This is a genomic window from Promicromonospora vindobonensis (assembly GCF_042685865.1).
GTDB lineage: Bacteria > Actinomycetota > Actinomycetes > Actinomycetales > Cellulomonadaceae > Promicromonospora > Promicromonospora vindobonensis.
Genome location: NZ_JBHUOG010000002.1, coordinates 3,031,486 through 3,051,663, shown reverse-complemented (window position 1 = coordinate 3,051,663; position 20,178 = coordinate 3,031,486). Strand labels below are relative to the sequence as shown.

17 protein-coding genes and 1 riboswitch are annotated in these 20,178 nt (G+C 71.6%); of the genes, 12 read left to right on the top strand and 5 right to left on the bottom strand.

The genetic code is table 11. The features are described from left to right. Positions 1 to 184 precede the first annotated feature (184 nt). The 6 genes from sucC (at position 185) to ACFS27_RS26795 (ending at position 8,346) form a co-directional block, all read left to right on the top strand. Positions 185 to 1,351, top strand: coding sequence for an ADP-forming succinate--CoA ligase subunit beta (gene sucC / locus ACFS27_RS26820; protein WP_377190058.1), 1,167 nt, complete (start codon positions 185 to 187; stop codon positions 1,349 to 1,351). 38 nt (positions 1,352 to 1,389) lie between these two features. Beyond that, on the top strand, positions 1,390 to 2,286 hold the full coding sequence (gene sucD / locus ACFS27_RS26815) for a succinate--CoA ligase subunit alpha (protein WP_377190056.1): 897 nt from the start codon (positions 1,390 to 1,392) through the stop codon (positions 2,284 to 2,286). A 203-nt stretch (positions 2,287 to 2,489) separates the two neighbouring features. Beyond that, entirely contained in the window at positions 2,490 to 4,070 is a 1,581-nt protein-coding gene (locus tag ACFS27_RS26810) for a cell division protein PerM (protein ID WP_377190054.1), read from the top strand. A gap of 10 nt (positions 4,071 to 4,080) precedes the next feature. Beyond that, positions 4,081 to 4,725 carry a phosphoribosylglycinamide formyltransferase gene (gene purN / locus ACFS27_RS26805; RefSeq protein WP_377190052.1) on the top strand — a complete coding sequence of 215 codons (645 nt, stop codon included), beginning with the start codon at positions 4,081 to 4,083 and terminating at the stop codon, positions 4,723 to 4,725. 386 nt (positions 4,726 to 5,111) lie between these two features. After that, entirely contained in the window at positions 5,112 to 6,560 is a 1,449-nt protein-coding gene (locus tag ACFS27_RS26800) for an MFS transporter (RefSeq protein ID WP_377190050.1), read from the top strand. Positions 6,561 to 6,684: 124 nt separating this feature from the next. After that, positions 6,685 to 8,346: a BCCT family transporter gene (locus ACFS27_RS26795; RefSeq protein ID WP_377190048.1), complete on the top strand. Its 1,662-nt coding sequence runs from the start codon at positions 6,685 to 6,687 to the stop codon at positions 8,344 to 8,346. A gap of 23 nt (positions 8,347 to 8,369) precedes the next feature. On the opposite strand, the gene ACFS27_RS26790 is transcribed toward ACFS27_RS26795, so the two are convergent. Beyond that, complete coding sequence (locus ACFS27_RS26790; protein WP_377190046.1) at positions 8,370 to 9,398, bottom strand: SDR family NAD(P)-dependent oxidoreductase; 1,029 nt, start codon at positions 9,396 to 9,398, stop codon at positions 8,370 to 8,372. A 62-nt stretch (positions 9,399 to 9,460) separates the two neighbouring features. Here ACFS27_RS26790 and ACFS27_RS26785 point away from each other — a divergent pair, with 62 nt between their 5' ends. Continuing rightward, positions 9,461 to 10,081, top strand: coding sequence for a TetR/AcrR family transcriptional regulator (locus ACFS27_RS26785; RefSeq protein ID WP_377190044.1), 621 nt, complete (start codon positions 9,461 to 9,463; stop codon positions 10,079 to 10,081). A 41-nt stretch (positions 10,082 to 10,122) separates the two neighbouring features. Here ACFS27_RS26785 and ACFS27_RS26780 read toward each other — a convergent pair whose 3' ends face one another. Beyond that, positions 10,123 to 10,713: a TetR family transcriptional regulator gene (locus ACFS27_RS26780; protein ID WP_377190042.1), complete on the bottom strand. Its 591-nt coding sequence runs from the start codon at positions 10,711 to 10,713 to the stop codon at positions 10,123 to 10,125. A 94-nt stretch (positions 10,714 to 10,807) separates the two neighbouring features. Between ACFS27_RS26780 and ACFS27_RS26775 the strand changes: the two genes are divergently transcribed. From ACFS27_RS26775 to purH, 3 genes are all read left to right on the top strand, one after another. Further along, the gene (locus tag ACFS27_RS26775) at positions 10,808 to 11,866 is read left to right on the top strand and encodes an NAD(P)-dependent alcohol dehydrogenase (RefSeq protein WP_377190040.1); all 1,059 of its coding nucleotides are present in this window, start codon (positions 10,808 to 10,810) and stop codon (positions 11,864 to 11,866) included. 69 nt (positions 11,867 to 11,935) lie between these two features. Further along, positions 11,936 to 12,361: a pyridoxamine 5'-phosphate oxidase family protein gene (locus tag ACFS27_RS26770; protein WP_377190038.1), complete on the top strand. Its 426-nt coding sequence runs from the start codon at positions 11,936 to 11,938 to the stop codon at positions 12,359 to 12,361. A gap of 95 nt (positions 12,362 to 12,456) precedes the next feature. Continuing rightward, a riboswitch (ZMP/ZTP riboswitch) is annotated at positions 12,457 to 12,543 on the top strand. Positions 12,544 to 12,576: 33 nt separating this feature from the next. Beyond that, positions 12,577 to 14,217, top strand: a complete 1,641-nt coding sequence (gene purH, locus ACFS27_RS26765) for a bifunctional phosphoribosylaminoimidazolecarboxamide formyltransferase/IMP cyclohydrolase (protein WP_377190036.1) — start codon at positions 12,577 to 12,579, stop codon at positions 14,215 to 14,217. Between the two features lie 102 nt (positions 14,218 to 14,319). On the opposite strand, the gene ACFS27_RS26760 is transcribed toward purH, so the two are convergent. Next, positions 14,320 to 15,711: an NAD(P)/FAD-dependent oxidoreductase gene (locus ACFS27_RS26760; RefSeq protein WP_377190034.1), complete on the bottom strand. Its 1,392-nt coding sequence runs from the start codon at positions 15,709 to 15,711 to the stop codon at positions 14,320 to 14,322. A 109-nt stretch (positions 15,712 to 15,820) separates the two neighbouring features. Here ACFS27_RS26760 and ACFS27_RS26755 point away from each other — a divergent pair, with 109 nt between their 5' ends. Then, positions 15,821 to 16,267: a DUF3017 domain-containing protein gene (locus ACFS27_RS26755; RefSeq protein WP_377190032.1), complete on the top strand. Its 447-nt coding sequence runs from the start codon at positions 15,821 to 15,823 to the stop codon at positions 16,265 to 16,267. A 43-nt stretch (positions 16,268 to 16,310) separates the two neighbouring features. On the opposite strand, the gene ACFS27_RS26750 is transcribed toward ACFS27_RS26755, so the two are convergent. Beyond that, a complete protein-coding gene (locus ACFS27_RS26750; RefSeq protein ID WP_377190030.1) occupies positions 16,311 to 17,666 on the bottom strand; it encodes a septum formation family protein in 1,356 nt (451 codons plus the stop codon). 156 nt (positions 17,667 to 17,822) lie between these two features. After that, a complete protein-coding gene (locus ACFS27_RS26745; RefSeq protein WP_377190028.1) occupies positions 17,823 to 18,806 on the bottom strand; it encodes an MIP/aquaporin family protein in 984 nt (327 codons plus the stop codon). Between the two features lie 244 nt (positions 18,807 to 19,050). Here ACFS27_RS26745 and ACFS27_RS26740 point away from each other — a divergent pair, with 244 nt between their 5' ends. Continuing rightward, positions 19,051 to 20,040: a malate dehydrogenase gene (locus ACFS27_RS26740; RefSeq protein ID WP_377190026.1), complete on the top strand. Its 990-nt coding sequence runs from the start codon at positions 19,051 to 19,053 to the stop codon at positions 20,038 to 20,040. The last annotated feature ends 138 nt before the right edge of the window (positions 20,041 to 20,178 follow it).

Genomic DNA, 20,178 nt, shown 5'->3' with positions numbered 1-20,178 from the left:
GACATGCGCCACAGGTCGGAGGCCGGCTGGCGACGAACCGCGGAATACCGCCGCTTCGTTCGGAACCACGGGCGATCCAGGGCTACCCTGTACCGGGATGTCTTGACGTCGAGACATCGCTTCAGCCGGGCTCCGGGCGCCTACGACGTCCGAGGGCCGCATCCCGATGGAAGGACGCAGCAGGGTGGACCTGTTCGAATACCAGGCGCGCGACATCTTCGAGAAGCACGGCGTGCCCGTGCTGGGTGGGGTTGTCGCGACGACCCCCGAAGAGGCTCGCGAAGGCGCCGAGAAGCTGGGCGGCGGAACTGTCGTCGTGAAGGCCCAGGTCAAGACCGGTGGTCGTGGCAAGGCGGGCGGCGTCAAGCTGGCCCACTCGCCCGAAGAGACCGCTGAGAAGGCCGGCGAGATCCTCGGCATGGACATCAAGGGCCACACCGTGCACCGCGTGATGGTGGCGCAGGGTGCCAAGATCGCCGAGGAGTTCTACTTCTCCGTGCTCCTGGACCGGTCGAACCGCAACTACCTCGCGATGTGCTCCGTCGAGGGCGGTGTGGAGATCGAGCAGCTGGCCGTCGAGCGCCCCGAGGCGCTGGCCCGCATCGCCGTCGACCCGGCCGTCGGCATCGACGAGGCCAAGGCCGCGGAGATCGTGGACGCCGCCGGCTTCGCCGACGACATCAAGGGCAAGGTCGCCGAGGTCATCCGCGGCCTCTGGACCGTGTTCAAGGCTGAGGACGCCACGCTCGTCGAGGTGAACCCCCTGGTCAAGACCGAGGACGGCGAGATCGTCGCCCTCGACGGCAAGGTCACGCTCGACGAGAACGCCGGCTTCCGTCACGCGGACCACGCGGAGCTCGAGGACTCGGCCGCCGCCGACCCGCTCGAGGCCAAGGCCAAGGAGAACGACCTCAACTACGTCAAGCTCGACGGCGAGGTCGGCATCATCGGCAACGGAGCGGGCCTGGTCATGTCCACGCTCGACGTCGTCGCGTACGCCGGCGAGAAGCACGGCGGCGTGAAGCCCGCCAACTTCCTCGACATCGGCGGCGGCGCGAACGCCAAGGTCATGGCGAACGGGCTCGACGTCATCCTCGGCGACGAGCAGGTCAAGGCAGTGTTCGTGAACGTCTTCGGCGGCATCACCGCGTGCGACGAGGTGGCCAACGGCATCGTGGGCGCGCTCGACCTGCTGGGCGACACCGCGACCAAGCCGCTGGTGGTCCGTCTCGACGGCAACAACGTCGAGCTGGGGCGCCAGATCCTGACCGAGCGCAACCACCCGCTCGTCACCCTTGCCGACACCATGGACGGCGGCGCCGACAAGGCCGCCCAGCTGGCCAACGCCTGATCGCCCGCGAAGACTTCGAAAGCAGAGATTAGAAGACAATGTCGATCTACCTGAACCAGGACTCGAAGATCATCGTCCAGGGCATCACGGGTGGCATGGGTGCCAAGCACACCGCCCTCATGCTCGACTCCGGCGCGACGATCGTCGGTGGCGTGAACGCCCGCAAGGCCGGCACCACCGTGGAGCACAAGGACCACGAGGGCAACGACGTCACGCTGCCCGTCTTCGGCACCGTCAAGGAGGCCATGGCCGAGACCGGCGCGGACGTCTCCGTCGTCTTCGTGCCCCCGGCCTTCACCAAGGACGCGGCCATCGAGGCCATCGACGCGGGCATCGGCCTGCTCGTGGTCATCACCGAGGGCGTGCCGGTGCAGGACACCGCCGAGGTGTGGGCCTACCTCCAGGGCAAGGAGACCCGGATGATCGGGCCGAACTGCCCCGGCATCATCACCCCGGGTGAGTCGCTGGCCGGCATCACCCCGCACACCATCACGGGCAAGGGCCCGATCGGTCTCGTGTCGAAGTCGGGCACGCTGACCTACCAGATGATGTACGAGCTGAAGGACCTCGGCTTCTCGACCGCCATCGGCATCGGCGGCGACCCGATCGTCGGTACCACGCACATCGACGCGCTCGAGGCCTTCGAGAACGACCCGGAGACCAAGGCGATCGTGATGATCGGCGAGATCGGCGGCGACGCCGAGGAGCGTGCGGCGGCCTACATCAAGGAGCACGTCACCAAGCCGGTCGTCGGCTACGTCGCGGGCTTCACCGCCCCCGAGGGCAAGACGATGGGTCACGCCGGTGCGATCGTGTCCGGCTCGTCCGGCACCGCCGCGGCGAAGAAGGAGGCCCTCGAGGCCGTCGGCGTCAAGGTCGGCAAGACGCCGACCGAGACCGCTGACCTCATGCGAGAGATCCTGCAGTCTCTCTGACGGTCTGCACCCTTCGTTGAGTGCGGGGTAGGTGGTGGTTCACGTCGCTGAGCCACCACCTGCCCCGCGCTCGACGAATTGGCCCATTTACACCAGGACCCGCGCACAAATCCATGTCTCGCCGTGATTTTTCCCGAACTTCACCCGGGCCACGCCGAGGCGGGTCCCCGGTGTGACAGCACCGGGCGGGTGAAGATTGGCTCGTGAGCGCACCACCCCGCCCGAGCGCGGCCACCCGCACCCCCGGCGCCCGGACGAGTCGCCCGGCCAGCCGGTCGACCGCCCGCCGCAGCCGGCTGGTCGAGGAGCCGACGCCGGCGGAGCCCCGTCCGGCCCGGCTGTCCGACATCGTCGCCGGCATCGTCTCGGCCGGTCAGGCCCTGGTTCTGTCGCTCGCCGTCGTGGTGCTCCCCGCGGTGGTCGCCTACCTCGTCGGCACGGCGACGCTCGCCACGCCGACGGGCGCCCCTGACGACGACGCCCAGGTGGGCTCGGCGGTCGACGTCGCGATGGGTATCTGGCTGCTGAGCCACGGCGTCCCGCTCACGGCCGACGCCGTGACCGTCACCCTCGCACCGCTCGGCGTCGCGACCCTTGCACTGTTCGCCACGTACGTCTCGGCCAAGCGCTTCGCCACCACGACCGTGCGCGCCTGGGCGGCGGGCGCGGTCACGTACGCCCTGGGCACGACGGCGGTGGCGGCCATGGCGGGCACCGCCCCCGGCTGGTCGCTCCCGACGGCGGCCCTCGCCGGCCTGGTGATGGGCGGGGCCGGGATGCTGCTCGGGATCCTGGCCCGCCCCGACGCCCCGACCCTCGTCGAGCTCGGCGAACGGGCGGAGGTGGTGACCAGAAGGCTCACCGGTATCGACCTCGTGCCTGCGACGCTGCGGCTCGGGCTACGGGGCGGTGCCGTGGCCGTCGCGCTGCTGATCGGTGGGGCGGCGCTCCTGGTCGCGGGGTGGGCGCTGGCGGGCCGTGCCACCTCGTCGGACATCATCACCGCCCTCGAACCGGGCTGGACCGGCGGCATCGTGTTCGCGGTGGCCCAGCTCGCCCTGCTGCCCAACCTCGTCCTGTGGGCGGCTGCCTGGCTCGCCGGACCGGGCTTCGCCGTCGGCGTGGGGACCAGCTTCACTCCGTTCGGCACGATCTCCGGTCCGCTGCCCGCGATCCCGCTCCTCGGAGCGTTGCCGGGGGATGACTGGGCCAACCCGGTCAGTGCGTGGACCCCGGTGCTCGTGGTGGCGTGCGGAGTGGCGGCGGGCCTGTTCACGTGGCGTCGCCTGGAACCGACGCTGGTCCGCTGGTCCGACGTCGGCTGGGTGCTCTGCGGCATCGTCGTCACGCCGGGCGTCGTCATGCTGCTGGGGCAGTGGGCGGCGGCGGGAGCAGGTGGCCCGGGCCGGCTGTCCGACGTCGGCGCGAACCCGCTGGCGACCGCCGGCCTGGTGGCGGCGGAGGTGGGCGGGGGAGCCGCCGCCGTGCTGCTCGGCGCCAAGCTCGACGTGGTGTCCCGGCGCGGCATCATCGGGGAGGACCTGACGGCATGGCTGCGCCGGCCGGAGCCCGAGCGGCCGGACGCCGAGCAGGCCCCCGACGAGCCCCGCGGACCGGCACCTGAGGTGCCCGACCTGGCAGCGGAGCTCGGGCTGGACCAGGCCGCGGACGCCTCCGACGCCGAACCGTCGGGCGCACCGGGCGCCGACCCGGCCGTCGCGCCCGCGCCGGGACCTGCGCACGATCCGCCGGGCGAGGCACGCGGGACCGGTCCGGGAAAGTAGGCTGGGGCCCGTGCAGACGCCCTCCGGTCACTCCGTCGAGTCCAGTTCCGCCAAGCGCCTGGTGGTGCTCGCCTCGGGCGGTGGATCCAACCTCGCCGCCCTGCTCGCCGCCCAGCAGGAGGCGTCCTACGGAGCGCGCGTCGTCGGCGTCGTCACGGACCGGCCGACGGCGGGAGCGCTCGACCTGGCGCGCGACGCCGGGGTGGCGTCCGCGGTCGTCGCCATGAACGACTTCGACGACCGGGCGGGCTGGAACGACGGCATCCTCGAAGCGGTGTCGGTGTTCCAGCCCGACTACCTGATCCTCGCGGGGTTCATGCGCATCCTCGCCCCGAGCGTCGTGCGGAAGTTCGAGGGCCGGATGATGAACACCCACCCGGCCCTCCTGCCGAGCTTCCCCGGAGCGCACCCGGTCCGTGACACGCTCGCCCACGGCGTGAAGGTCACCGGCTGCACGGTGCACCTGGTCGACGACGGCGTGGACACCGGCCCGATCATCGCGCAGACGGCGGTGCCGGTCCTCGACGGCGACGACGAGCCGACCCTGACCGAACGGATCAAGGTCGCCGAGCGCGCGCTGCTGGTCGAGACCGTCGGCCGGATCGCCCGCGAGGGGCTCTACGTGGCGGGCCGCAAGGCGTCGATCGGCCGCTGAGGCCGGGGGGCGGTTGCGCTGCGGTTGTCCTGCTGGGATCTGGTTCTGCTGAGACTTGCCGGGCCGGTTCTGTCGTTCTGCCGGAACTTGCCCGGAGGTGCCCTGCCGGGACTTGCCCGGCCCTGCTAGGGCAGCCTGCCGTCGGCCCCGGGCGGCCGACTGCAGACTTGGTTGCCCCGCCAATCGACGAGTGCAGAGTTGGTTGCTGTTTCGGGGCCCGTCACCGCGACGAACTCTGCAGTGGCGCCGACGAGCCGCTACCAAGTCTGCAGTCGGCCAGGGAGTGGGGCTGGGCTCTGGGCACACCTGCCCGAGATTGACCGCAGTGTCGACGCGCGGGTGGACATTTCACCCGCTTGCTGTGCCCGGCCACTACGTTGTGCCGCGTGAACGCAGAGATTCGGGCGGCGATGACTGCCGCCCCGCTGGACGCCCCGGCGGACCTGCCCCAGGACGCCCCGGCGGACCTGCACCCGGATGCCCCGGCGGACCTGCGCCCGGATGCCCCTCCGGACCCGGACACCCCGTCTGTCACCCCGCCAGAGATGCAACCGGATGCCCCGCTGGACGTCCCGCCCGAGCAGGTGCCGCCGTCGGGCCCAGGGATGCCGGACATCCCGCTGCGGCGTAACCGCGCCTACCTGCTCCTCACCACCGGACGGTTCGCCCAGGCGATCGGTGCAGGGGTGGGCACGTTCGCGGTGCCGCTGCTGGCGTTCGAGGTCACCGGCTCGGTGGCGCAGGCCGGCCTGGTCAGCGGCATCGGACAGGTCGGTGCGCTGGCCGCGACGCTGCCTGCCGGCGTCGTCGCGGACCGGGTGGACCGCCGTCGGCTCCTGGTGCTCGCCGCCACGACGGGCGCCGGCCTCTGGGCGACGGTCCTGGTGGCCGGCCTCGCCGGATCCCTGAGCGCCTGGCACCTGGCGGCGGTGCTGTTCGGCTCCTCGATGGTGAGCGCGTTCGTGAACCCGGCGTCGGGCGGGGCGTTGCGTGCCGTCGTGCCCGCGGCGCAGATGGCGAACGCGATGGCGGTGAACCAGGGGCGGATGGCTGCGGTGGGCCTGTTCGCCGGGCCGATCGGCGGGCTCCTCTACGGCATGGCCCACGTGCTGCCGTTCGCTGCCTCCGTGGTGGGGCACGCGATCGAGGCGGTCGCCGTCTCGTTCGTGCGCAGGCCGCTCAACCGCGAACGGACCGAGCGGACGCGTCCCCTGGCCGACCTCCGCGAGGGCCTGCGGTTCGTCGGGGCCGTTCCGCTGTTCCGGGCGGTGCTCGTTCTGATCACGCTCTTGAACCTGACCTCGATCGCCCTGATCGTCGCGATCAACCTCGAGCTGGTGCGCACCGGCACCGATCCGCGACTCATCGGGCTGGTCGACGCATGCGCGGGCCTCAGCATGCTGGCCGGTGCGATTCTCGCGGGCCCGATGGTCCGGCGCACCCGTGTCGGCCGGTTCGGGATCCTGACCATCGGCCTGCTCGTCGCCGCGCTGGTCGTCATGGCGCTCGCGCCGACCTACTGGGTCTTCGTCTCCATGCTGGCGGTCGGGGTGTTCCTCTACCCAGCGCTCAACGCGGGCTTCACCGGCTACCTCACCGTGATCGTGCCGGACCGCATGATGGGCCGGGCCACCTCCCTGCTCGGGCTGACCGGGCTCATCGCCGCGCCGGCCGCGCCCGTCGTGGGCAGCGCGCTCCTCGAGGGATGGGGCATCGCCACCACGCTCTGGGTGATGGTCGGTGCCCTGACGTGCGTCGTCGTGGCTCTCTGCTTCGTGCGACCGCTGATGCGGATCGGGCGGCCCGACACGTGGCCGGACGACGCGCTCGAGTAGCCGTCGCCCGCGGCGCTCAAGAAGCAAGGAAGCGCGAGCCTCGATACGGTAGAAGGGCTCTGGACTGTGACAAGTCGGTAATGAATCCGATTGATTGAGAAATGTTCACAGCGAAAGGCCGCACATGTCTGACCACAAGACAGGCACAAAGGGCGCTCCTACCGACAGGGTCGGCAGGCGCCGGCTGATCCACGGGCCGCGGGTCTTCTACCCCGCGGCTGGTCTGCTGCTCGCCTTCGTGGTGATCACCGCGATCGTCCCGGAGCAGATGGGCGACCTGATCGCAGCAGCGAACGAGACCGTCGTCCAGGACCTGGGCTGGTACTACATCGGGCTGGTCGCCGGCTGCGTCTTCTTCGCCATCTGGCTCGCGGTCTCGCCCATGGGCAGCATCGTGCTCGGCAAGGACCCCAACGACGAGCCGGAGTTCAAGCTCGGCTCCTGGTTCGCCATGCTGTTCGCGGCCGGAATGGGAATCGGCCTCGTCTTCTGGGGAGTGGCGGAGCCCCTCAACCACTTCAGCGTGACACCGCCTGGCGCCATCGCCGACACGCCGGCCGCCGCCGCCCGCGCGGCCATGGACGTCACGTTCCTGCACTGGGGCCTGCACGCCTGGGCCGTCTACGTTGTCGTCGGCCTCGCCATCGCCTACTCCGTGCACCGCCTCGGCAACCCGGTCTCGATCCGCTGGGCGCTCAGGCCGCTGCTCGGCAACCGCATCAACGGCTTCTGGGGCGACGTCATCGACGTGATCGCCGTGCTGGGCACGCTGTTCGGCGTCGCGACCTCGCTCGGCCTCGGGGTCACCCAGATCGGCGCCGGCCTGGCCTATCTCGAGGTCATCGACGAGCCGACCACCTGGCTGCTGGTCATGCTCATCATCGTCATCACGGCGCTCGCGGTGACCTCGGTGGTCACGGGCGTGGACAAAGGCATCAAATGGCTCTCGAACATCAACATGGGCATCGCCACGGCGATCCTCGCGTTCGTGCTCATCGCGGGTCCCACGGTGTTCATCCTGAGCGACTTCTTGACCCAGATCGGCTCGTACCTCCAGAACTTCTTCATCCTCACGTTCAACGCCCGCCCGTTCCAGGAGGACGGCGCGGCCTGGCTCGGCAGCTGGACCACGTTCTACTGGGGCTGGTGGATGAGCTGGGCGCCGTTCGTCGGCGTGTTCATCGCCCGCATCTCCAAGGGCCGCACGATCCGCGAGTTCGTGATGGGCGTGCTCCTCGTGCCCACCCTGGTGACGTTCCTGTGGTTCTCGGTGCTCGGCGGTTCGGCGCTGTACCAGGAGATCTTCGGCGGCGGCGGGATGATCGCCGAGGACGGCACCGTCAGCACCGACACCGCGCTGTTCCAGCTGTTCGACACTCTTCCCGGGTCCACGATCCTGAGCGTGCTCGGGATCGCGCTGATCGTGGTCTTCTTCGTCACGAGCTCCGACTCGGCGTCGTTCGTGGTGGACATGCTCGCCTCGGGAGGTAACCCGGACCCGCCCAAGTGGAGCCGTGCGTTCTGGGGCTGTGTCGAGGGTGCGGTCGCGGCGGTGCTGCTCGTCGTGGGCGCTCGGGCGGCCGCCGCCAATCCGGACGCCGGCATCGATCCGCTGAGCGCGTTGCAGACCATGGCGATCCTGTTGGCGCTCCCGTTCAGCGTCGTGCTGGTGCTGCTGGCCGTCTCCACCGCCAAGGCTCTCCTGCGTGAGCAGAAGGTGCGGCAGAGGAAACAGCGAGAATGGTTCGCGGAGCGCGTGGCTGAGCACATCGAGAGCCGCTCGTAGCCGGCCGGACCTGAAGCCCGGCGTCAGACCGCCGACCAGCCGCCGTCCGAGGCGACGATCGCCCCGTTGAGGTTCACCGAGTCCCTGGACAGGAGGAACGTGATGGAGGCGGCGAGCTCCTCTGCCGTCGCGAGGCTCAGGATGTTGACCTGGTGGGGCCGCAGGACCGGAGCGCCGAACTCCGCCTGGCCCGGTACGGGGATGCCCGTTGCGACGCCGCCGGGCGCCACGGCGTTGGTCCGGATGCCGCTCTTCGCGTACATCACGGCGGTCGACCTGGTCAGGCCGACGACCGCGTGCTTCGACGCCGTGTAGGCGACCCCGGCGGCCGAGCCGCGCAGGCCGGCCTCGGACGCGACGTTGACGATGCGCCCCTCCTTCGCCTCCAGCATGTGCGGCACGACGGCGCGGGTGAGCCGCATCGTGCCCTCGAGGTTCACGCGCAGCACGCGCTCCCACAGGGCATCGCTGACCTCGTGGACGGCGGACATGTCGTCCATGATCCCGGCGACGTTGGCCAGGGCGTCGATCCGGTCGCCGGCCGCCAGGACGATGCGGGCGACGTCGGCCTGGTCGGAGACGTCACCGGCGACGGGGACGACCTCGGCGCCGGCGGGAAGGTCGGCGAGCGCTGCGACGAGCTCGCCGAGCTTGTCGCCGGAGAGGTCCGCTGCGACGACGCGGCCGCCCTCGCGGGCGACCCGGGACGCGACGGCCCTGCCGATGCCGGACGCGGCGCCGGTCACGACGACGGTCTGGCCCGCGAAGCGGCCGGGGGTGATCTGCTCGATCCAGCCGGCCGGCCGCCGCTCGGTGCCCGCCTCGGCGACCTCGTCGGGAGCGGCCTCCCGGTACGCGGCGACGAGGCCGTCGAGCGCCTCGGCGGGGAGCTTGCCGCCCGACAGGGCCACGAGCTGCTCCAGCGGCAGGCCACGGGCGGGGGTGAGGGACTCCGGCGTGGTGCCGCCCTGCGCGAGCAGCTCGGCGAGGATCCGGCCGCCCACGGGGTGGTCGAGCCAGTCGCCGACGGTGGAATGAACGGTCAGTGCCATGCGTGCTCCTCGGCCGGGGACATCGATACCGGACAACAGTGTCCGGTATCTAGGATAGGTCCATGACCGGTGTGCTTCGCGACCCTCGACGCGGTGACGTTCCCCGCATTCCAGCGCGTCGCGGGGGAGCGCCCAACCTCGGTCCGCGGGCAGCGGCGGGCAACCGGGCGGCGTTGCTGGCGGCGGCCCGCGAGGTCTTCGGGTCCGTGGGGACCAGCGCACCGCTGAGTGCTGTCGCCAAGCGGGCGGGCGTCGGGCAGGGCAGCCTCTACCGCCACTTCCCGGAGCGGCTGGACCTCGTGGTGGCGGTCTTCGAGGAGCAGGTGGCCGCCGTCGAGCAGCTCGCGGCGGACCCGGGCGCGGGGCTGCCCGACCTGCTCGGGCTGGTCACCCGGCACGCGGTCGACTCGGTCGGTTTCGTGGACCTGGTCCGGTCGGAGGCGCCCGACGGGCGTCTCGGCGCCCTTGGCGAGCGGGTCGCCGTCGTGCTGGGGACCCGGCTGGAGGATGCGCTCACGGCAGGTGAGGTGCCACCAGGGACGACGTCGGAGGACCTGCTGCTCGCCGTCTCGATGGTGGCCGGCGGGCTGTCCGGGGTCGGACAGGCCGGCCGGGTGCGCAGGGCCACCCGTGCCTGGGAGCTGCTGGGCATCGGCGTGCGGATTCCTGCGGCGTCGGCCTGAAGGCCGCGCCTGCGTGACCGGGCCCGGCCCGATGCGCGCGGTCAGCCAGGGGTGACCGCGCGGCGGACCGCCTCGCGCAGGAACTCCCGCCGTCGCCGGTGCTCCGCCTGGGCCTCGCCGGCGTGGGCCGCGTACACGTTGCTGACCGGCGACCAGGCCATGGACATGCCGATCACCATGGCCATCACGTCGAACGGGTCGCCGGGTACGACGGCGCCGGCCTGCTGGGCGGCGGCGATCGCGGCCAGCTTCTCCCCGTCCTGGCGCTCGGCCTCTGCCACGAGGTGCCCACGAGGGCTCCGTTCCAGCCGCGACCACGTGGCCAGCCGGACGATGTCGGGGTGTGCCAGGTACTCGTCGTAGAGCCGCACCGCCCAGCCTGGCAGATCGTTCGCGTCGATGGTGGCCAGGTCGATGATCTGGCGGAACGACGCGGCCAGGACGGCGTCGAACAGCTCGTCCTTCGTGCCGAAGTAGCCGTAGAGCTGCGCCTTGTTCGTCCGGGCGGTGCTCGTGATGCGGTCGATCCGGGCGCCGGAGAAGCCGTGCTGGGCGAACTCGGCGGTCGCCGCGTCCAGGATCCGGTCCCATGTCGCCGCACCGCGGGCGGTGGGGGGCTTCCTGTCTGCCACGTGGCGACCATACCGTCCGCTCGCTTGCCTGCCTCGCCACGAGTGCCGTACTGTCGAAACAGACAGAACAGTCTGTTTACTTTGAGGAGCGCACATGCGCAGCACCACCGGCTATGGGGCACTGGGTTCCGAGGAAGAGCTCACGCTCCGGACCATCGAGCGCAGGGAGCTGCGCCCGGACGACCTTGCCGTGCGCGTCACCTACTGCGGGGTCTGCTACACCGACCTGTCGGCGCTGCGCGCGCACTCGCACGGGGCCGGGGGCGACCTGCTGGTTCCTGGCCACGAGTTCGTGGGCGAGGTGGTCGCCGCAGGGCCCGAGGTCACGCGGTTCCAGGTCGGCGACCAGGTGGCCGTCGGCAACATCGTCGACTCCTGCGGGGTCTGCGCCATGTGCCGGGCGGGCCAGGAGAACTTCTGCGTCCAGTTCCCGACGCTCACCTACGGCGGTCGCGACCGGCACGACGGCACGCCGACGCTCGGCGGGTTCTCCGGCGAGTACGTGGTCCGCGAGAGCTTCGCCTATCACCGTCCGGAGAACCTCGACCCGGCCGCCGTCGCGCCACTGCTGTGCGCGGGCGTGACGGTCTGGGAGCCGCTGCGCCGATGGGGCGCCGGACCCGGCATGACGGTCGGTGTGGCCGGCCTCGGTGGCCTCGGGCACCTCGCGGTGCGCCTCGCCAAGGCGCTGGGCGCTCGGGTGGTGGTGCTGACCCGGACGTCCGGGAAGTCGGCCGACGCCCGGAGCCTCGGGGCCGACGACGTGGTCGTCACCACCGACGAGCAGGACCTGGCGCGCGTGGCGAGCAGTATCGACCTGCTGATCGACACGATCTCCGCGCCGCACGACCTCGGGCAGCTGCTGCGCCTCGTCGCGCTCGACGGCACCCTCTGCTCGCTCGGCCACCTGGGGCCGATCTCGCTCGAGACGATGGACCTGCTCGTGGGCCGCAAGAGCCTGGCGTCGGCAGGGAGCGGCGGCCGGCCGCGCACGCAGGAGCTCCTCGACTTCTGCAGTGAGCACGGCATCACCGCCGACGTCGAGGTGCTGCCGTCCGCAGAGGTGGCCACGGCGATGCGACGACTCGCCGCGAACGACGTGCGCTACCGGTTCGTCCTGGACCTCTCGGACCTGCCGGCGAACGGATCGTAAGACGATCACAAAGGTGATCAGGGTTCTTACCCATGGACCCGTCCGTCGAGGTGGGGTTGACTCGCCGTCATGAGCAACAGTACGAACCTGACCGCCGAGGACCTCGAGTTCCTCGGGCGCCCGTTGCACGGGTTCCTGTCCGTCGCGGGCGGGACACAGCCGCCGCAGCCCCGGCCCGTGTGGTTCGAGGCCACGGCGGAGGGAACCGTCCAGATCTTCACCGAGCCCGGCTCCCTGAAGCTGCGGCGCCTGAGCCGCGACCCCCGCGCCTCGCTGGTCGTCGCGGCACCGGTGGGTGAGCGGGAGCGCTGGGTATCGGTCGCCGGCCGCGCCACGGTCGAGACCGACGGGGCGCACGAGCTGGCCGCCCGCCTCGCCGCGCGGTACTGGGACCTCGACGACCAGGTGCGGGCGGGCGACCTCGCCGCGATCCTGGCCGGCGAGCAGGTCCGTGTCGTCATCCACCCGGAGACGGTGCACCGCTACACGTACTGACCGGAGCTCCCGGAGCCGCGTGGGGTGGTCGGGGTCGGTGCCCCGACCACCCCGGCCAGGGTTCGGTTCGCCGTCCGACGGCGCGCGGCTAGACTGCCGGTGGCCGTGACTGGCGAGGGTGGGTCACCACCGGGGAGCGGCCGAGCGACCCGTGATGCGCGCCGCCCGCCTGGGTGCCAGGGTTTTCCGCGAAGCTACCTCCGAGGAGAACCGCCATGTCCGGCGCCCCGTCCACACCTGATGTCCAGCTCACCGACGACTCGCAGCGCCCCGTCCGGCGCGCGCTGCTGAGCGTCTACGACAAGACCGGCCTGATCGAGCTCGCCACCGCGCTGCACGGCGCGGGCGTCGAGCTCGTCTCGACCGGCTCCACCGCGTCGAGGATCGCCGACGCAGGGATCCCTGTCACCCCCGTCGAGCAGCTGACCGGGTTCCCCGAGTGTCTCGAGGGCCGCGTCAAGACGCTGCACCCCCGTGTGCACGCGGGCATCCTGGCCGACACCCGCAAGCAGGACCACCTCGACCAGCTCGCGGACCTGGAGATCGCGCCGTTCGAGCTCGTCGTCGTGAACCTCTACCCGTTCGCCGCGACCGTGGCGTCGGGGGCCGAGCCGGACGCCGTCGTCGAGCAGATCGACATCGGCGGGCCGTCCATGGTGCGCGCCGCGGCGAAGAACCACCCGTCGGTCGCCGTCGTCGTGGACCCCGCGCGGTACGACGACGTCGTGGCCGCCGTCCTGGCCGGCGGCTTCACCTATGCCCAGCGCAAGGCGCTCGCCGCCGCGGCGTTCGTGCACACCGCGACGTACGACGTCGCCGTGGCGTCCTGGATGGGGTCGGTGCTCGCGCCGACCGACGTGGTGGACGGTGCCGACGGACCCGTCTCGACCGGCTTCCCCGCGTGGGCCGGCGGAACCTGGGAGCGCGCGGACGTCCTCCGCTACGGTGAGAACCCGCACCAGCGTGCCGCCCTGTACACGCGCGGCGACGGCGTCACGGGCCTGGCCCAGGCCGAGCAGCTGCACGGCAAGGCCATGAGCTACAACAACTACGTCGATGCCGACGCCGCGTGGCGGGCCGCCTGGGACCACGAAGGCCCCGCCGTGGCGATCATCAAGCACGCCAACCCGTGCGGGATCGCCGTCGGTGGCGACATCGCCGCAGCGCACGCGAAGGCGCACGCGACGGACCCGGTCAGCGCCTACGGCGGCGTGATCGCGGCCAACGGCGTGATCACGGTTGCCGCTGCGCAGCAGATCGCCCCCGTGTTCACCGAGGTCGTGGTGGCGACCGGGTTCGAGCCGGAGGCGCTCGAGATCCTGCGGGCCAAGAAGAACATCCGGCTGCTGGTCGTGCCCAGGGCTCCGTCCGGCACCGTCGAGACCCGGCCGATCTCGGGCGGGCTGCTCATGCAGGCCACGGACCGGTTCCAGGCCGACGGCGACGCCCCGGAGAGCTGGACCCTCGCGACCGGAGAGGCGGCGTCGCCCGAGGTGCTCGCGGACCTCGAGTTCGCGTGGAAGGCCGTGCGCGCCGCGAAGTCGAACGCGATCCTGCTCGCCAGGGACGGCGCCGCCGTTGGTATCGGCATGGGCCAGGTGAACCGCGTGGACTCGTGCAGGCTCTCGGTCGAGCGCGCCAACACCCTGGCCGACGGCGCCGAGCGCGCCCGGGGCGCCGTCGCGGCGTCGGACGCCTTCTTCCCGTTCGCGGACGGCCTGCAGGTGCTGCTCGACGCCGGGGTCGCCGCCGTCGTGCAGCCGGGCGGCTCGATCCGTGACGACGAGGTCGTGAAGGCTGCCGAGGCGGCCGGCATCACGATGTACCTGACGGGCACCCGCCACTTCGCCCACTGACACTCTCTTTCGAGACCTGGCTTTCTCCGCTTTGGGCCGGTCCACAGCGGAGAAACCTCGGTCTCACAGGGGATCGGGGGTGAGGGAGTGAGCCCTGGCTACTCAGACCACCGCGTCCTTGAGCTTGGTCGCCGGGTTCAGAGCACGGTCCAGGTCGACCCTGAGCGGGACGTCGCGGTTCATCAGCTTGCGGACCTGCCCCACCTCACGCGGGGAGTCGACGAGCAGCACCGCCCGGACGGTCACCACCCGGTGACCGTCCGAGGTGCGGCGTGGGTGCCGGTCCAGCGCGTTCTCCAGGTAGAGCGCGGCCCAGCCGCCCGAGCCCGGGTCGCCCCGCAGCACCACCTCGTCGAACGGGGACGGCACGCCGAACAGCGCCAGGTCGTGCCCCAGCTGCTGGGAGAAGACGTACGGCGCGTGCGCAGGGATGGGCGCCAGCCCGAGCCGCGCCCGCACGTGCTCGGGTTCTGCTGCGCGCTCGTCGAGGCCGAGCAGCGCCCGCACGGTGACGTCGGGGTCGTGCAGCGCCGCCGACCAGTGACCGCCGGGGACCGGCCCGAACACCGGGTGCTCGCGCGTCGCGAGGTCGCCCACCACCCAGACACGGCGCAGCGCGTCGAGGTGCAGTCCGCCCGCCGGGTCGGTGGGGGAGCGCAGCCCCATGAACCGGCCCGCGCGGTTGACCCGCAGCCCGCCGTTCGACTCGCGCGGCAAGGAGCCGGCGAGCCATCCCGACGCCGGCCGCGCACCGACGGCGGCCAGCACGAGGTCGGCCTCCAGAACGCTGCCGTCGGCGAGCGTCACGCGCGCGCCGTCCGGCGCCTCGTCGTGCGAGCCAGGCAGCACCTGGTCGACGGCGACGCCCGTGACCAGGGTGACCCCGGCGGCGTCGTACCAGGGGGCGAGCAGGTTGCCCACCTTGCGGCCGAGCTGCCGCTCCAGCGGGACCTGGCCCGCTTCCACGACCGTGACGCGTGCGCCGGCCCCAGCGGCGACCCCGGCGACCTCCGCGCCGATCCAGCCGGCGCCCACCACGACGAGCCGCATGCCGGGCACGAGGGCCGCGCGCAGCCGCTCGGCGTCGGCGGACGTGTGCAGCGTGACGGTGGCATCCCAGCCCGCCGGCCGGACGGGTTCGCTGCCGGAGGCGAGGACCACGGCGTCGGCCGTGACGTCGTCGCCCGACGTCGTCCGCACCACCACCCGCTCCCGGTCCACCTCGAGGCGAACCGCCGGGTCGGCGAGCCGCAGATCGTCGGCGAGCGCGGGCAGGTCGACGCCGAGGTCGTCGGCGAGCCATACCGGTTCGGTGCGTTTGAGGAGCTCCTTGGACAGCGGGGGACGGTCGTAGGGCGGCAGTCCTTCCGCGCCGAGCACCGTCACCCGGCCCTCGAATCCGTGCTTGCGCAACGCTGCGGCGGTTTGGGCTCCCGCCAGTCCCGCACCCACGATGACGACGCTGCTGAGGACCTGTGCTGAAGTCGCGGGCATGGACCTCACGGTAGCCCGCGGGCCGCCAACCTGGGAACGCGCTGTCATTCAGGTTGCAAGCAGGTCACGGCTCTCCAGAATCGCGACGTTTCGGTTGTACCCTCGTCCCGTGGATCTCAGTGAGACGCGGACTGCCCCCGGCGCACCGGGTGGCGCTACGACGCTCCTCGAGCCGGGCTCGGCCGGAACAGCTACGCTCGAACGCACCAGAGAGGCCAGTCCGACCACGGCCACCACGACGACCAGCCAGGAGCTCGACCGCAGTGAGCCATCCAGCGGCGAGAGTCTCGACATGATGCCGGAGCTGCAGCGCAGCAACCTCGCCATCTGGCTCGTCCTCGTCGGCGTCGTCATCTCGGTCCTGCTCGGCATGACGGCAGGGGCGCGCGCCGGCGCGATCGGGATCGGCGTGGTCCTGGTGGTCTGTGCGATCTTCCGCGCGGTGCTCGACAGCCCGGTGGGCCTGGTGATCCGGACGCGGACGGTGGACATCGTGCTGTACGGCGCCACGGCGGTCCTGATCGGCGTGCTCGCCGTGGCGACGCCCAGCATCTGACGGCCGGTCGCCGGCGGCGCCGCGCCTCTCGGCGCCGCGCCCGTCAGCGCTCCGCGCCCTCCAGCGAGCCGGTCACCGGCTCCTCCGACTCGACGACGCACAGGATGCGCCGGTCGCCCTCGGCCCAGCTCTGCTCCGACGGTGCGATCGGCCAGTACTGCAGCTCCGACTTGGCCCATCGCAGGCCGACGAACTTCGTGAACTCCGGGTAGCAGTACGCGTCGGCCGCGTCCCACAGCTCCTGCTGGGTGGGCGTCTCGCCGTTCTTCGCGAGGCTGTCCGGCGCCGTCGTCTCCGCGTAGATCTCGCCGCCGTGTGCCGTGGTGCACGGCACCACCGGGATCCGGTACAGCGTGGTCTGGCCCGACGTCGCCGCCGTGTCGAAGCAGTCGCCCACCGCCAGGTCCGGGATCTCTGCGCCGGTCGTGGCCGCAGGGTCCGACGACGACGTCGGCTCGTCGGTCGAGCCCGCCTGGTCCCCGATCTCGGGCGTCGGCAACGCGATCGGGCCGTCCGCGTCCGGTTCCGGGGCGTACGGGTCGGCCGTCGCGTACGGGTCGTCGCTCGGGGTCGGGGACGACGTCGGAGCGGCGAGCTCTGCGTCGTCGTCAGGCTGCGTGATGCCGAGCGGGGCCGCCAGAGCCGGCGGAACGAAGGACTTGACCGTCGAGACGAACCCCGCCGGGAGCGACGAGGCGTACGTCGGCGCGGCAGCGATGCCGACCGCCAGCCCGACGATGCCGAGCGCACCGATGACGACGCCACCCAGGGCGAAGTCGAGGGCGCGCACCGAGGACTTCTTCGCGCGGCGCGTGTTTCCCGTGCCGTTGGCCTCGGCAGTCCGCATCGACAGCACGAGCGCAGGGATCGCGAGGGGCCAGAAGAACAGGAACGCGGCGACCACCCAGCCCACCCGGGTCGGGTAGGGGCCTGCGGGAGCGTCGTCCTCACCGGCAAGCTCGGGTTCAGGGCCCTTTGCCTGGTCGTTGCCCGACTCGACCGCGGTGCCTTCCGCGGTGGTGTCGTCCTCGACGTCGACGTCGACGTCGACGTCGACGTCGTCGTCGTCGGTGTCGGCGTCGGTGTCGTCAGCGTCAGCGTCAGCGTCGTCGACGGAGTCGGACTCGGAGTCCGGGACCGGGCCGTCCGTGGCGGGGCCGTCCGTGGCGGGAGCGTCGTCCTCGGCCGCGCCGTCGGCGTCCTGTGCGGGTGCCGCGCCCTCCGCGTCCCGTGCGTCCTCTGCGGGGGAGGAGCCGTTCTTGCCGGAGGCTGGGCCGTGCCCCGACCCGGCCGGACGAGCCTTCTGGGCGGTCTTCGACCGTGCTGATGCGGTGGCCGGCTCCGCTGCGGGGGCAACGGGCTCCGGTTCCTCCCCGGGCGTCTGCTTCGTGTCGGCCATGATGCGGGATCGTATCGCCGTGGGGTGGCGCTCCGGCAAACGGCGGCTGATCGGCGCACGGTCTACGCAAGCGGGACACAACGCCCGCACGACGGCGGGGCCGCACCTCCCGTACGGAAGGTGCGGCCCCGCCGTCGTGCGAGCGGTTGCCGGCGGTCAGGCCTTGTCGTCGGCCTTCTTCGCGGGCTCGGTCTTCTTCGCGGGCTCGGACTCCGGCTCGGTCGCCTCGTCCGTCGCCGTGGTCTCGGCCTCGGCCTCGGGGGTCGACGTCTCGGGGGTCGGCGTCACGGTGGAGAAGGCTTCCTCGTCGTCCTTGCCCTCGTCCTCGTCGTCGTCCTCGTCGAGCTCCTCGAGCTCCTCGGCCTCACCAGAGGCAAATGCGCGGTAGAACAGCGCGGCCAGGGCAGCACCGACCAGCGGGGCGACCCAGAACAGCCAGAGCTGGCCCCACTCGTTGGCGAAGACCGCTGCCGCGGTCGAACGGGCCGGGTTCATGCCGGTGTTCGTGACGAACCACGACACCAGGGTCAGTGCGGCGATGGCGCTACCGACGGCGACGGGGGCGTAGCCGATCCTGCGGCGCGGGTCGTTGGCGCCCAGGTAGACGCCCACGAGCACCGCGGAGATGATGATCTCGACGAGCAGCGCGGGCAGCCAGTCGAACTGCGCGCCACCCTGCGTCTGCAGGTAGAGCGGGGAGCGCGTCGAGAAGCCGTTCACCGCCGAGTCGAAGACGTCGGACGTGCTCTGCTTGCCGAGGAGCTCGACGAGCGGCTGGGGGATCGTCGCGAAGAGCACGGCAGCGGCCAGGACGGCGCCGACGAGCTGCCCACCCCAGTAGCTGAACATGCTGGTGATCGAGATCCGCCCGCCGAGCCAGGCGCCCAGCGAGATCGCCGGGTTGAAGTGCGCGCCGGAGACACGACCGACGGCCGCGGCACCCGCGATGTAGGCAAAGGCGCCACCGAGTGCGATGCCGAGCCCGCCGACGGTGTTCAGCGGGCTGTAGACGAGCACACCCACGATCACGAGCGTCAGCAGGAACGTGCCGAAGGTCTCGGCGAGCAGGCGGGAGAGCAGGCTCGAAGACCGCTCTTCGACCTCGGAGACGCCGCGGGTCGCGGCGAGGTCCTGGGACATGAAGTCAGATCCTTTCAGTGGCACACCATTCGGTGCGCGTCATGGCGGCGTGCGTGCGATGTCGCGCACATCCTGCCATTACCTGGCTGAGCAAAACCTGAATGGACGCAGGTATTTTCTTCACCGTACCCGCGCAGCCCTTGACCGCATTTCCTGCGGTGGGTCGGCGGCAGTCGTTGAGCAAGGTCGGCCGATGTCGCGTGGGGGCTGGGCGAGGCGGGTCGGTCGATGCGAGAGTGGTGCCATGACTGAACCCGTGAACGTCACCGTCACTGGAGCCGCTGGCCAGATCGGGTACGCGCTGCTCTTCCGCATAGCTGCGGGCGAGATGCTCGGCGCGGACACGCCAGTACGGCTCCGCCTCCTCGAGATCCCGCAGGCCGTCGCCGCCGCCGAAGGCACCGCGATGGAGCTCGACGACTGCGCCTTTCCCACTCTGGCCGGCGTCGAGATCTTCGACGACCCGGTCAAGGCCTTCGACGGGGTCAACGTGGCGCTCCTCGTCGGTGCCCGCCCGCGCGGCCCCGGTATGGAGCGCGCCGACCTCCTGGAGGCCAACGGCGGCATCTTCGGCCCGCAGGGTCGCGCCATCAACGAGGGTGCCGCCGCCGACGTCCGGGTGCTCGTGGTCGGCAACCCTGCCAACACCAACGCGCTGATCGCGGCGTCGAACGCGCCGGACGTGCCGGCCACCCGGTTCACCGCGATGACCCGCCTGGACCACAACCGCGCCCTCTCGCAGGTCGCGGCCAAGACCGGGACCGCCGTCGCGGACATCAAGAAGCTCACCATCTGGGGCAACCACTCCGCCTCGCAGTACCCCGACCTGTTCCGCGCGGAGGTCGGCGGCCGTCCTGGTGCCGAGATCGCCGCGGACACCGCCTGGCTCACCGACGACTTCATCCCGACCGTTGCCAAGCGAGGGGCCGCGATCATCCAGGCGCGCGGGGCCTCGTCGGCGGCGTCGGCCGCGAGCGCGGCGATCGCGCACGTGCGCGACTGGACCCACGGCACGCCCGAGGGGGACTGGACGTCCGCGGGGCTGTGGTCCTCGGGCGAGTACGGCGTTCCCGAGGGGCTCGTCTCGTCCTTCCCCGTGACGTCGGACGGCAGCGGCGAGTGGAAGATCGTCGAGGGCCTCGAGATCGACGAGTTCTCCCGTGGCCGCATCGACGCGAGCGTCGCAGAGCTGTCGGAGGAGCGCGACGCGGTCCGCTCGCTCGGCCTGATCTGAGGTGCTTGGTTGTGGGCGTGATCGTTGCGCCTAAAACCGGCGCGTAGTCGCAACGATCACGCCCACAACCAAGCAGGCGCGCTCGCGAGCGTGAGGTGCGTCTCGCGATTCTGGAGGGTGCGGGGGACTCAGGTATCT